At 37.6% G+C, this 12,422-nt stretch carries 12 protein-coding genes; 5 read left to right on the forward strand and 7 right to left on the reverse strand.

The features are described from left to right. Nucleotide 1: 1 nt before the first annotated feature. From BSO02S_RS25260 to BSO02S_RS25270, 3 genes are all read right to left on the reverse strand, one after another. On the reverse strand, nt 2-799 hold the full coding sequence (locus tag BSO02S_RS25260) for a MurR/RpiR family transcriptional regulator (RefSeq protein WP_066074600.1): 798 nt from the start codon (nt 797-799) through the stop codon (nt 2-4). 19 nt (nt 800-818) lie between these two features. Further along, a complete protein-coding gene (locus tag BSO02S_RS25265; RefSeq protein ID WP_066074603.1) occupies nt 819-2,246 on the reverse strand; it encodes a YfcC family protein in 1,428 nt (475 codons plus the stop codon). 341 nt (nt 2,247-2,587) lie between these two features. After that, nucleotides 2,588-3,787 (reverse strand): 2-methylaconitate cis-trans isomerase PrpF family protein, encoded by a 1,200-nt coding sequence (locus BSO02S_RS25270; protein ID WP_066074606.1) that lies wholly within the window; start codon nt 3,785-3,787, stop codon nt 2,588-2,590. A 327-nt stretch (nt 3,788-4,114) separates the two neighbouring features. Here BSO02S_RS25270 and BSO02S_RS25280 point away from each other — a divergent pair, with 327 nt between their 5' ends. From BSO02S_RS25280 to BSO02S_RS25295, 4 genes are all read left to right on the forward strand, one after another. After that, nucleotides 4,115-5,155, forward strand: a complete 1,041-nt coding sequence (locus BSO02S_RS25280) for a DctP family TRAP transporter solute-binding subunit (protein WP_066074612.1) — start codon at nt 4,115-4,117, stop codon at nt 5,153-5,155. 149 nt (nt 5,156-5,304) lie between these two features. Further along, nucleotides 5,305-5,841, forward strand: coding sequence for a TRAP transporter small permease (locus BSO02S_RS25285; protein ID WP_066074615.1), 537 nt, complete (start codon nt 5,305-5,307; stop codon nt 5,839-5,841). Then, a complete protein-coding gene (locus BSO02S_RS25290) occupies nt 5,819-7,102 on the forward strand; it encodes a TRAP transporter large permease (protein ID WP_066074617.1) in 1,284 nt (427 codons plus the stop codon). Before BSO02S_RS25285 ends, BSO02S_RS25290 begins: the two co-directional genes overlap by 23 nt. 23 nt (nt 7,103-7,125) lie before the next feature. After that, nucleotides 7,126-8,202: an isocitrate/isopropylmalate dehydrogenase family protein gene (locus BSO02S_RS25295; RefSeq protein ID WP_066074620.1), complete on the forward strand. Its 1,077-nt coding sequence runs from the start codon at nt 7,126-7,128 to the stop codon at nt 8,200-8,202. A 100-nt stretch (nt 8,203-8,302) separates the two neighbouring features. Here BSO02S_RS25295 and BSO02S_RS25300 read toward each other — a convergent pair whose 3' ends face one another. Then, complete coding sequence (locus BSO02S_RS25300; protein WP_066074623.1) at nt 8,303-9,166, reverse strand: LysR family transcriptional regulator; 864 nt, start codon at nt 9,164-9,166, stop codon at nt 8,303-8,305. A gap of 153 nt (nt 9,167-9,319) precedes the next feature. On the opposite strand from BSO02S_RS25300, the gene tcuA reads away from it, so the two are divergent. Continuing rightward, nucleotides 9,320-10,831, forward strand: a complete 1,512-nt coding sequence (gene tcuA, locus BSO02S_RS25305) for an FAD-dependent tricarballylate dehydrogenase TcuA (protein ID WP_066074626.1) — start codon at nt 9,320-9,322, stop codon at nt 10,829-10,831. Nucleotides 10,832-11,833: 1,002 nt separating this feature from the next. Here the strand turns inward: tcuA and BSO02S_RS25310 are convergent. From BSO02S_RS25310 to BSO02S_RS28740, 3 genes are all read right to left on the reverse strand, one after another. Then, nucleotides 11,834-11,971 carry a YvrJ family protein gene (locus BSO02S_RS25310; protein ID WP_066074629.1) on the reverse strand — a complete coding sequence of 46 codons (138 nt, stop codon included), beginning with the start codon at nt 11,969-11,971 and terminating at the stop codon, nt 11,834-11,836. A 76-nt stretch (nt 11,972-12,047) separates the two neighbouring features. Further along, a complete protein-coding gene (locus BSO02S_RS25315; RefSeq protein WP_066074632.1) occupies nt 12,048-12,266 on the reverse strand; it encodes a DUF2922 domain-containing protein in 219 nt (72 codons plus the stop codon). 42 nt (nt 12,267-12,308) lie between these two features. Continuing rightward, nucleotides 12,309-12,422 (reverse strand): DUF1659 domain-containing protein (locus BSO02S_RS28740; RefSeq protein ID WP_501193489.1); only part of this gene is annotated, 114 nt, incomplete at its 5' end.

Here is a 12,422-nt window from a genome sequence, read left to right on the forward strand (position 1 = left end):
CTTACTTAATGTAATATTTTTTAATCGGATTCACTAATTCTACTTTTTCAATTTTTTTCGCAAGATGAAGAAGAATCGCATTTAAAAGGGAAAAGGTAACAGGACTCTTTTCCAGCATGGACTTTTGCGCGATTTGGATTGACAGCACATAGTCTCCTAAATGACTAATGGGTGAGAGAACCGAGTCGGTAATGATGATTACTGTATTCCCGTTTTCCTTTGCTTCTTCCGCAATTCTGATTGAGTCAATGGCGTATCGGTAAAAGGAGAAAATTACGACACAATGCTCTATCCCTTTTTTCATAATTCCGGTATCCGTTTCCGGGCGGTATAGTGATACGTTTGTTAATAAACTATTAAGAATAAACGAAAACCAGTGTGCGTAAGAAAAAGAATGATAATATCCTGCAACTTTTATTTCTTTTGCTTTGATTAACGTTTCAACCACTTGTTCTACTATACTCCAGTCGATATTGGATGATGCTTGCAGAATGTTTTGCGCATCTACATTCATAATACTTTCAAATGAATTCTCACTTTTTTTAAAAAGCTCATCGGAATCCAATTTTAACGAAAGCAGGGAATGCTGGACGTCCAGCTGCAATTCACTATAGCCGTGATAGCCAATCGCTTTGCAAAATCGGACCACCATTGTCTCACTTACATCCAGCGTTTCCGCATTTTTCTTCGCAGAATAGGTGGCAAACATAATTGGATTTGCCAGCAGGGCTTCTGCGATTTTTTTTAAGCCTTTCGTTAAAGTAGGATAGCTTTCTTTTGTGCGGTCGTAATAATTCATAATACACCCTCAATTTTTATTAAAATGGTCCCCAGTTGATTAAAACTCCGATAACAATCGTGATGAGTCCAATTATAAACCAGATGGCCACTAAAGGCAGTATGAATCGTACCCATTTTGTATAAGGAATACCGCTCGCTGCTAAAACCCCCATTAATACGCCGGATGTTGGGTTAAAGCAGTTTACCACACCTTCACCGAGCATGATGGCTTGGATCATAACCTGCCGTGTAATATGCATTAAGTCAGCAAGCGGCGTAAGAATCGGTACTAAGACAACGGCTTCTCCGCTTCCGGATGAGATAAAGAAATGGATGAAGGCACTTAAAATATACATTCCAACGGCGCCAAATAAGGGGTTTAATCCTTGCAATAAATTGGCAAGTGAATTAACGATGGTATCTAGCAGATTCCCGTCTTGTAAGACAATCGATATCGATCTTGCCATCCCAACAATGAGGGCACCATATATCAGCTTTTGACAGCCGCCGATAAAGGTTTTGGCAATATCGTTAATCTTCATGCCGCCAATTATTCCTGCTGCAATAGCAATAAAAATAAAGACAGCTGCCATTTCCAAATCAGTCCAGCCCAGTTTAAAGGCTCCAAACACATATCCAATCAGTGATAATGCCGCAACCGCTAATATCAGTTTATGCTTCCAATGAAAGGTAAGTTTCTCTGGATTCGTTGCCTGAATATTTTTGTCCGGAAACCACTCATCACCTAACAGACTTTTTTTAGTTTTCTGTAATCTTTTAGTGTAAAAGTAGAGGTAGGCAATGGTTGCTAACGTGAAGGCTAAATAGTTTGCAACCCGGAGGCCCATTCCTGAGAACATTGGAAGTTCAGCCATCTTTTGCGCAACCCCTAAAGGAGTAGGCGATAAAATGGTGGAGTTAAATCCTGAATAAGCACCTAAATAAATAATGGCAGCCCCAACCATGGCGTCCCATTTAAGAGCCCTTGCAACAATTAAGCCAAGCGGAATAAAGCCGATAACAGAGTTCACAACAATCCCGGTCGTTCCTAAGAGAGAGAATAATAGGCCAACTACGGCAATAAATAATAATTGCTTGGTTTTAAACTTATCAACAACCGAATGGATTAGACTATTGACGGCACCGGTTTTTTCCAGAATCGCAAGTGTACCACCTGTAAAGAGAACTAAAAAGATAATTGAAGCTGAGGCGGCCATTCCTTCTGGTATGGCTGAAAAGAATTGAATAAAGCTTATGGGCGTTTGCTCAATACTGTGATAGCTGCCCGGTATGACAGAAGTTATGCCCCCATTTTCTACTCTCTTAAATGCACCTGCCGGGATTAAATAAGAGGCAATAGCCGCAATCAGTGCAATTACAAACATAAGCACATAGGCATCCGGCTGTTTAAACGTTTTTTTCTTTTTTCCTTCTAAAGCTGGTTCTGGACGTGGATTTACATTCACCGGTGTTCCTCCTTCAGTTCGTTAATGTGATAAATGATTTAAAAATATTTACGCTATTCCTAAATTAGTAACAATTATAATAAATGATTTCATTTATTTCAATAATTTTTGAATCAAATGATTTATTTTTTTAAGGAAATGCCAATTTGAAAGAGCATGTTTATTGCTTCGTATACCGCTATTTTGTCCCCCTCCTAAATTTCGGTAGAAACTAAAAAAGAACCCATTTAGAGTTCTTTTTCAAAAATTCATCATTCGGGTGCATGTTACCACCGAATTTCGATCTTACTTAGTTAATTTCATCAACAAAAACTGTTACCGATTCTAAGCTAGTGGGATAATCAATTAAAGCTTTTTTCCTTTTTTATTGCATTTGATTGGTCAGATGAAAATATGGTGCTAGGTACATATGCATATCCATCCATAATTCTTCTTGCAGTTCTCCCTATTGCGGCTCGAGACACGTTCCAATTATTTCCTTCCTTCTGAACAGTTGCCTCAGTATAAATAATTCCGGAGGGATGCCCAATCCGAATAACATTCCCCAAGGAAGATACAATTTTATTAGGGATCGTACCAGGAATTTGGCAGGCCGTGGCTAAGGCAATGGCTCCGCTTACAGCATATGCTCTATGTAAAGTCCCCATTGATATGTATCTGGATGTAATGTCAATGTTTTCTTTTTGGATATATTCATTGTTAGTATTTGAATAATCCATTGGTTGTGTGACAAAAGCAATTTTAGGGAGTGCATGACTTGCGGGAGTAATATTTTCGCCCTTTTTTAAAATACCGGAAATTATACCAGCCTCAATCCGAATCTTTTCTAGTAGATTTAATAAATGGTTATTTTTATTTAATTCATTAGGCAGTTCGATCCCTGCTGCTCCCACTTCACTTGCTTTAACAAACACAACTGGATTGACAGAATCGACAATCGTTACGTGAAATTCTTGCCCATTAGGTAAGCGGATTGTATCGACAACATTTGATGTAGGCAAAGTATTTCCTGTGAATGCACCACCGGAATCGTTGAAATTTAACATAATTTTTGGGGATGTGCCTGGAACCCCATCAATTTTATATTCACCCTCATATTTGATTTGCCCATTTGCAACAGGGATTTCAGCAACAATAATTCTTTTTGTATTAGTATTATATATTCGAACCCTAGTAACGGGCTCAGTTAATCTTACATATCCTTCTTCCGCCGCATAAAGACCCACTGCGGCAGCCATATTTCCGCAAGTAGCTCTATAATCTATTACACTTTTTTCAATACTTACCTGGCCGAAAGTATAATCAATATCTGCATCTATCCGTGAAGCCGGACTTACTAATGCCAACTTACTGGTTAATGAGGTCCCTCCCCCTAATCCATCAATTTGACTTGAATCAGGGCTTCCGTAAATTCTCAAAATAACTTGGTCTCTTAGTCTTTCAATAGTCGGAAGGTCAATGGTCCGCAGTATTAAGCCTTTACTTGTTCCCCCCCTTATAATGACTGTGGGTATTCTGTATCTTTTGAGAAAGCTGCTCATAATTAATTCCCTCCTTTATAAAATCTTAAATGCTTTAAATGACCTCTTTAACAAAATTAATTGCTTTTATTTTAGTTGGATTTTTTTTATAAAAAAAATATTCGTTTTTTATTATTCTTAATAAATAAATTTTATAATTAAGAAAATATATGTTATTTAACCAAATCGATAAATTTGTTTTATAGATACAAATAAAAAAAATTAATTTCCCAAATGTTTTCACTATTTGTATAATGAAAACCATATCAATTCGGTTAAGGATTGCCTTAAGGAATGCGGTAAGCGTTTTCTTATATCGAAAAAATGAATATACGAGGAGGAAAAAGGATGAGAAAAAGATTTTCATATTTAAGCATTGCTTCAGCTACGCTGCTAACACTTACTTTGGCACTTACTGGATGTTCGGGGGAAAAAGACGCCTCTGCTGATGTCTCCTCCAATGGGTACCAAAAAATGGAGATTAAATTATCGCATGTAGCTGCTGAGGATACTCCTAAAGGCCAATCAGCAATTAAATTTAAAGAAATAGTTGAATCCAAAAGTGATCATACTATTACAGTAAAAGTATATCCATCCGGGCAATTATATGGTGATAATGATGAAATAGAGGCCCTCCAAGCAAATAATGTACAAATTATTGCCCCGTCCGCAGCGAAGATAGGTGGGTTTAACAAATCATTCGAAATCTTTGATTTGCCTTTTATGTTTAAAGACCATAAAGCTTTATACAGTTTCGAAGATGGAGAGGGCGGTAAGAAATTATTAAGCAAGGTAGATTCGGCTGGAATGATCGGGCTTGATTTTTGGCCAAATGGGTTTAAACATGTAACAAATAACAAAAGGGAAATTAAAGCCCCCGAAGATTTAAAAGGATTGAAGGTTAGAACACATGGTGGGGAGATCATTAATGATGTCTATAAAACATTGGGAGCAGGTTCTGCAAAAATTGCCTTCAACGAGACATATCAGGCACTTCAATTAGGAACAGTTGATGGTCAAGAAAATAGTTTAATTAATTTTGAATCCCAAAAGTATACAGAAGTACAAAAGTATATGACATTATCATCACATGCACGGTCAGAATATGTTCTTCTAGCAAATAAATCGTGGTGGAATAAATTAAATGACAAAACGAAGGATCTTCTAAATGAAGCTATAAAAGAATCTACAAAAACAGGACGTGAATTGGAAGATAAATACGAAAAAGAAGCTATGGAAAAAATTAAACAAAGCGGTAAAGTCAATATTCATGAATTAACTGATGATGAACGTAATGAATTTATTAAAAAGTTGCAGCCAGTTACTGATAAGTGGAGTAAAGAAATGGATTCGGATATTTTACAAAAGGCCAAGGAGTCAAATCAGTAATGTGAATATTTTGAATTGATAGGCATTACAAGGCGGGACTTTAGCCGTAATAGTTTAAAAGTCGTGCCTATATTCAAAATAAAGCGCAGCCTTCTAGCTGCTGGGATATATGTTATATCCACTTAGACATTGAAAGCGGAGGTTGTTATATGAATAAATGGAACAAACGCTACTCATTATTTGAAGATATCTTTTCAGGTGTGTTTTTGATAGGAGGACTCGCCCTTATATTCTATGAAGTTATCATGCGATATATATTCAACTCACCAACAACATGGATTACTGAAATCTCTGCCGTAATGGTTACTTGGGGAATCCTGTTGGGTATGTCCGTCGCTCTTAGGGATAAACATCATATTAGTGTAGATATCTTATATACACTTCTCCCCCAATTTTTACAAAGGAAAATTGACTATTTTGCAAATATAATTGGCGTGATATTTTGTCTCTTCTTCACGTGGGGGGGAATAGAGCTTATAAAGAATGCCTTTGAATCAGGCCAAACATCTATGGATACAGGGATTCCGCTCGGCTTTTATTATTTTGTCATTCCCATATCCGGTATTTTATTTATGGTACGTTTCATAGGAAATATTTATGAGGTATGGAGTAGTAGAAAAGAAACGGGAGTAGAAAGGAAATTAAATTTAGAGGAGGATCAAAATGAATATAGCAGCGCTTTTTAGTTCATTTACATTCCTTATTCTATTTAGGATACCTATAGCCATTGCCTTAGTTGGAGCATCAATTATAATGTTTTGGCTAACAGGTACATTTACCACTTGGACAATCCCTCACAAAATGTTTACCGCATTAAATTCTACTACATTGGTAGCTATTCCAGGTTTTGTTCTTGCTGGTGCAATTATGGCTAAAGGTGGAATTTCTAAATATTTAATAGACGCTCTTAGGGCATGGGTTGGCCATTTGTCTGGGGGGTTATCGGTTGTTACTATATTAGCTTGTACTTTCTTTGCTGCGATTAGTGGATCGAGCCCTGCTACAGCAGCAGCTGTTGGATCCATCATGATTCCTGCTATGGTGGATGCTGGATATAATAAACGGTATGCAATGGGACTTGTAGCGGCATCGGGCACTTTAGGTATACTTATTCCACCTAGTATTCCCTTGATTGTTTATGGAGTAGTAACCGAGCAATCAATAGGAAAGTTATTTATCGCAGGAGTTATACCAGGGATGTTCCTTACCTTGATGCTTATTATTTACGCGGTAATTTATGCGAAAAAGAAAGGATATGGCAGATTAGAAAAGGCAACTTGGGCTAAAAGACGGTCCTCCTTAAGTAAAGCTTCATGGGGCGCCTTTCTTCCTATCTTAATTCTAGGGTGTATATACAGCGGGGCGACAACCCCATCGGAGGCTGCCATTATTGCATGTGTTTATTCCCTAATTGTGTCGCTATTTATTTATAAAGAAACCAGCTTAAATAACTGGCACCAAATTTTAAAAGATTCTATAGGAGTAAGCTCCATGATTATGCTGATCATTGCAGCTGCTTCCGTATTTTCATTATATATGACACAGGAGCAAATTCCACAAACAATAGCAAATGCTATGTTGTCAAGTGACTTTCTTGGGAAAACAACATTTTTCATTGCAACAGCAATCCTATTTCTAATTCTAGGAATGTTCTTGGAGTCTTCCTCCATTATGTTGATTACACTACCTTTGTTATTGCCGATTATGCTTTCTGTAGGGATTAATCCATATCATTTCGCTATTGTGATGATTATAAACATGGAAATTGCCCAAATTACACCACCAGTAGGATTAAATTTATTTGTTATTAGCGGCATCGCCAAGGAAAATTTAAGTGAAGTATTTAAAGGTAGTGCAGTATTTATTTTATTGATGGTTGTGTGCCTTATCATCATGATGGTATTCCCAAGTCTTTCTTTATGGCTGCCAAATAAAATGTCATTTTAATCCGGTAATGGGGGTAATCATCCATGTATAAATTAGGTGTTATTAAAGGGGATGGCATTGGCCCGGAAATTGTAGAATGTTCACTTAATGTCATTCGAAATTTAGAAAAAAGAATAGGGACAAATATAGTTGAATATATAGATTTATTAGCGGGATTAGAGGCGTATGAAAAATATGGGTCTACTTATCCGGAAAAAACAAATGTAATGTTAAAAGAATGTGATGGGCTAATTTTAGGCCCTCTTTCTACACACCTTTATGAGGGAAGTAACATGCCGAATCCTAGTGCAAAGATAAGAAAGAATTTTAATTTGTATGCAAATATTCGTCCTATCCGTTCTATTCCTTCAAGTAAATTTCAAGATGTAGATTTTGTTATAGTTCGCGAAAATACGGAAGGTATGTATGCTGATCGTAACATGATTAATGCTCCAAGCGAGTTTATGCCGGACAAGGACACAGTACTTTCTTTACGCCTAGTAACGAGAAAAGCAAGCCGTAATGTAGCTCAGGTTGCCTTTCGTTTAGCAGATGAAAGAAATAGGAAACAGTTAGTATCTGTTGTTCACAAAGCGAATGTATTAAAAAAAGGGTGTGGACTGTTTCTAGAAGAATGTAATAAGGTTAAGGAACAATATTCCCATATTTCCTTAGATGATTATCATATAGACGCATTTGCTATGTATTTGATTCTTCATCCGGAAAAATATGATGTCATCGTTACCACGAATATGTTTGGGGATATACTTTCTGATGAAGCAGCTGGGCTAGTTGGGGGATTAGGCATCGCTCCTAGTCTAAATGAGGGGGAGAACTTCGCTGTTGCACAGGCTGCACATGGCTCCGCCCCCTCAATAGCCGGAAAGGGGATAGCTAATCCAGTCGCTCTTCTTCTCTCAGTTCAAATGCTGTTGAATTGGTTAGGTAAAAGGTATAATGACAAAAGTTCACTTCAAGCATCTACAATTTTAGATGAAGCCATTTGGAGGGTGTTGGAAGAGAGTGATATAAAAACACCGGATTTAGGTGGGAATTCAACGACAGAACAAGTGTGTGATGAGGTTATAAAAGTAATCTATAATTTGCCGGTATATATTTAATAAGTCACTGGCAATCCGTTACTTTTGGATAGTTAATTAGCAAAATCCGCAGGGAGACTATTTCCTATGCGGATTTTGCTTTATTTTACTTACTTTATTTTCACCTTGGCAGTGCGCGTATAAATCCGACAAATGCTTTGACGATGGATAGATCCAGTGCATTTTCTCTATAAATTAGCCATGTTTTTCGGGAGTAACTTTCGCTGTTATTGGGTGAGGTAATTTTCATTTTATATAGGTTATCAAATTTCTTTATACAGATATCAGGTAATATTGCATAACCAAGACCATGTATGACCATTTCCCTGCAAGTATCGATTCGGTCTACATCCATAGTGTAATTTGGGGGAATATTATAGGTTTCTTGCCACCAATTATCAGTTAACATTTTTAGGGAGTTGTCTGTTTCATAGTTTATTCTTGGTAGATAGGGGAGTTCATTCAATTCAATTTTATCTTTAGAAACGATATACACACCCTCTTCACTAAGCAAGGCCTTGTTCCCTTGCCAGTTATAATCTCCCCTTACAATCCCAACATGTGTTTCTTCTTTCTGCATCATATGATTAATATCTAGGCTCCACCCTGTTTTTAAAATAATTTCAACGTCCGGATACATCTTTAAGAAACCTTTTATGATTTCAGGCAGCTCATAACGCGCAAAAATACTTGATACACCTAATCTCAAGGTTCCTTTAATTCTGTTGTCCATATTTTCGAGATGTTCTTTTGCTTTTCTTAAGTCAGTCAACATTTGAGTTGCATAATTGACAAGATATTCACCCTCGGTTGTAAAGTCTACTCCCTTTTTCCCCCTTAATAGTATTTTCACTTTAAATTCCTCTTCCAATTGTTTAACTCGATAAGTTAAAGCCGGTTGAGATATGTATAATCGCTCGGCTGCCTTTGTAATATTACGATCTTGATGGATAGTAGTAAGTATTCTCCAGTCTTTCTCGTCCATTTTATTCACACCATTTCCTGAATATTTAGTCTACTACTATATTAACATATCTATAAAGAAATTTTATTAAGATAAATAGAATTTCAATATTTTATTTATCGATATTTCCGCCTTAGAATAGTTATAAAGAAACTTTGATGGAGGGATCATCTAATGGCTAATAATATTGTGAGTTATGATGTAGTGGTGGTTGGTGCTGGAAATGCAGCATTATGCGCGGCAATTTCCGCAAAGGAAAACGGAGCAAATGTATTAATACTTGAAAAAGCCCCATTCCATAAAAGAGGTGGTAACTCTTTCTTTACGGATGGTGCCATACGTTTTGCCTATAAGGGGTTAGATGCTATTAGAGAAATTATTCCGAGCATTACCGATGAAGAAGCCAAGCATATTAATATTCCAACCTATGAAGAAAGTGATTATTATGCTGATATTATGAAGGTAACAGAAGGAAAAAGTGATTCCACTTTGGCATCCCAATTAGTATCCAAATCCTATGAAACCATTGTATGGATGAAAAATAATGGAGTTGGTTTTGAATTAAATGAAAATCAATTATTCGAAAAAGAGGGAACCCGGCATTTTTGGGGCGGCTTGCCAGTAAAAACCTATAATAAGGGTGTTGGGCTGATTAAGCAATTAAATCAAAGAGCGGAAGAATTAGGAATAGATATATGGTATGAATCTCAAGCAATCCGCCTGCTCACTAATAAAAATAATCATATTAGCGGGGCGGTCGTTAATAAGGCTGGGGAAGAGGTTACTGTTAAAAGTGGAAGTGTGGTACTGGCTTGTGGAGGCTTCGAAGCTAATAGAGAAATGCGAGCAAAGTATATCGGGGAAGAGTGGAAGTCCGCTATTGTCAGAGGGACCGAGTTTAATATAGGAGACGGTCATACGATGGCCTTAGCTGTTGGTGCTCAAAAATACGGTGATTGGTCTGGGTGTCATTCTATTGGAACGGATTACAATGCGCCTAAAGTGGGAGATTTTAATAAACCAGGTGATATATTCAAAAAGTCATCTTTCCCACTTGGATTGATCTTAAACAAGGATGGAAAGCGATTTGTGGATGAAGGAGCAGATTTCAGAAATTATACGTATGCTAAATATGGCAAAGAAGTATTAAAACAGCCTGATCACACAGCATTTCAAGTATTTGATGAACAGAACTATCCTATGTTACGAAAAGAGTACAAATTAGACGAAGCTACGGTATTTAAAGCCAATACGCTAGAGGAGCTAGCAGATTATTTACCGGTCAACAAGTCCCAATTTCTAGAGACTATTTACGAGTACAATGCTGCAGTGCAAGAGGGAAAATACGATCCATCCGTGAAAGATCATAAAGGGACAGAGGGTATTACTCCACCAAAGACTAATTGGGCATTACGACTAGAGAAAGCTCCATTTTATGCTTATCCTGTAACCTGTGGTATTACTTTTACATTCGGAGGAATTCATACAAGTGAAAATGGAGAAGTATTAAATGCAAACGAGGAAGCGATAGAAGGGCTTTATGCAGCTGGAGAAATGATAGGTGGAATATTCTACGAAAATTACCCTGGTGGTTCCGGTCTCATGTCTGGGGCCGTGTTTGGAAAACTCGCGGGTGTATCAGCTGCAGCGCATTCCTTGAAGAAAAAGGAAGATGCGATTTATTAACTAAATTTTAGGGTAGGTCCCTCGTTGGATTGAGGTGCTGGGGGACTGACCCACTGGCCTTAAAATCAAACTATCTATCTACAAGAAGTGATGTTGAAAAAAGTTTATACGATAAAGACTCTATTGTGGTGGATGGATGGAATGGAGTCAATCAGATTAAATAACCCAAGCTGCTCTAAAAAAGAGTGGCTTTTTTATTTTATCCGAAAAGGAAGAAAACAACTGCCTATTATTTTAATGTATAGTGACAGAATTCGCAGTAACCGAAGGGCAGTAACCCTAAATTAGCGGAGAATTTTGGGGTCAGACCTCCGCTCTGGAAAGGGAATGGCCATTTTGTTTTAGTTTCAGCCCATTTTCATGGCATTGTTCAACAAGTTTTTTTCACATGGGGAAGAACAAATCCTAATCTAATAGGGTTAGCGGCGGTTTTAACCAAACGTTTAATTAGTGTTGAGATAGCGGGAAATTAGTCAAAGAATGAGTGGTTATGAGGAACATGTCCTTTTGAAGGGCTGCATTGCTTATTTTTATGTGATTCCGGCCAATTCCCCCGACAATCTTTTTTTCCAATTATGGAATGAAAGCCTGACATGACAGGGCCTCTAGCGAATTTAATTAAACGTTTGGTTAGTTTCTTCAGGAGGGGAATATGGTTGGAATTTACCTGTTAAGGGGAGATATGGTCGGGAGGACTAGAAATCTGTTATTTTTCAAAAGGGCATTCGCCAATATTTTTTAAGGTTAAGGTGCTCAAAGGTTTATATATCAAGGTTTATTGGGTTTTTAATTAAACGTTTGAATGGTCATTTTATATGGGGAAATGGGGAGAAATTTGTCTGATCTGCTATAAAAAGGCCGATAGTTATTAAGAAGTCTGCCAGTTAGTATCCCTTTTGGTGTGATCCATTTGGATAGGGAAAAACACCTCACAAGAGAACCACCTTGCGTTGATATGGGCAGGGTGATCCTTTAATTGCTGCGAAATGTTTGTTTCTGTGATTAGGCCTTCATACGGCCGGGCAACTCCTGTATCGATTGGACCACCATATCCAGCTTAGACTCAATTCGATAAAGCAGATAGAGGGTCACAACGATCGGGAATCCGACCTGGCTGATGAATGAAATGACTTCTTCCACGAGTATTCGCTCCTTGCTATATTAAATGAGTTGGAAAGAAAAGGCCGGCTTCATCGCGAATCCGGCCTCTTTCGTATTAAACAAGTTCGTAATCAGTTACATTGCGGTCGATGACTCTTGCTCCTTTTGCAGTGGCCAACTTGCCGCTGCCGGTTGTGAAAACTCCAGATGCAATAATTTGCTCCATCGATAATTTCACGACTTCCTCATCAATCGGCTCTTTTGGATTATCGACTGTAATGCGTGCTGTCTTGCCAAACTCCGTGCCGAATTGCAATTCTAATGTTTTTGCCATTTCCTTCACCTCCCATCATTTAGATTTCACCAAGCCGAATCATTAAGCTAAAATTTCAGTACTGTCATTGCGTTCGACTTTGTTTAGCGTGTCGTTGCACAAAACAGTGATCGCCTTTGCTGCTTGAAACAACTGATCAACAGTTGCTTCCTTTTT

Source organism: Neobacillus soli NBRC 102451 (genome assembly GCF_001591665.1).
In the GTDB taxonomy this organism is placed as follows: Bacteria; Bacillota; Bacilli; order Bacillales; family Cytobacillaceae; genus Neobacillus; species Neobacillus soli.

What these genes read in the sequence shown, in the direction of transcription:
- BSO02S_RS25260 (WP_066074600.1), bottom strand. Translation starts at nt 799, where the DNA reads ATGAATTATTACGACCGCACAAAAGAAAGCTATCCTACTTTAACGAAA.
- BSO02S_RS25270 (WP_066074606.1), bottom strand. Translation starts at nt 3,787, where the DNA reads ATGAGCAGCTTTCTCAAAAGATACAGAATACCCACAGTCATTATAAGG.
- BSO02S_RS25280 (WP_066074612.1), top strand. Translation starts at nt 4,115, where the DNA reads ATGAGAAAAAGATTTTCATATTTAAGCATTGCTTCAGCTACGCTGCTA.
- BSO02S_RS25285 (WP_066074615.1), top strand. Translation starts at nt 5,305, where the DNA reads ATGAATAAATGGAACAAACGCTACTCATTATTTGAAGATATCTTTTCA.
- BSO02S_RS25290 (WP_066074617.1), top strand. Translation starts at nt 5,819, where the DNA reads ATGAATATAGCAGCGCTTTTTAGTTCATTTACATTCCTTATTCTATTT.
- BSO02S_RS25295 (WP_066074620.1), top strand. Translation starts at nt 7,126, where the DNA reads ATGTATAAATTAGGTGTTATTAAAGGGGATGGCATTGGCCCGGAAATT.
- BSO02S_RS25300 (WP_066074623.1), bottom strand. Translation starts at nt 9,166, where the DNA reads ATGGACGAGAAAGACTGGAGAATACTTACTACTATCCATCAAGATCGT.
- tcuA (WP_066074626.1), top strand. Translation starts at nt 9,320, where the DNA reads ATGGCTAATAATATTGTGAGTTATGATGTAGTGGTGGTTGGTGCTGGA.
- BSO02S_RS25315 (WP_066074632.1), bottom strand. Translation starts at nt 12,266, where the DNA reads ATGGCAAAAACATTAGAATTGCAATTCGGCACGGAGTTTGGCAAGACA.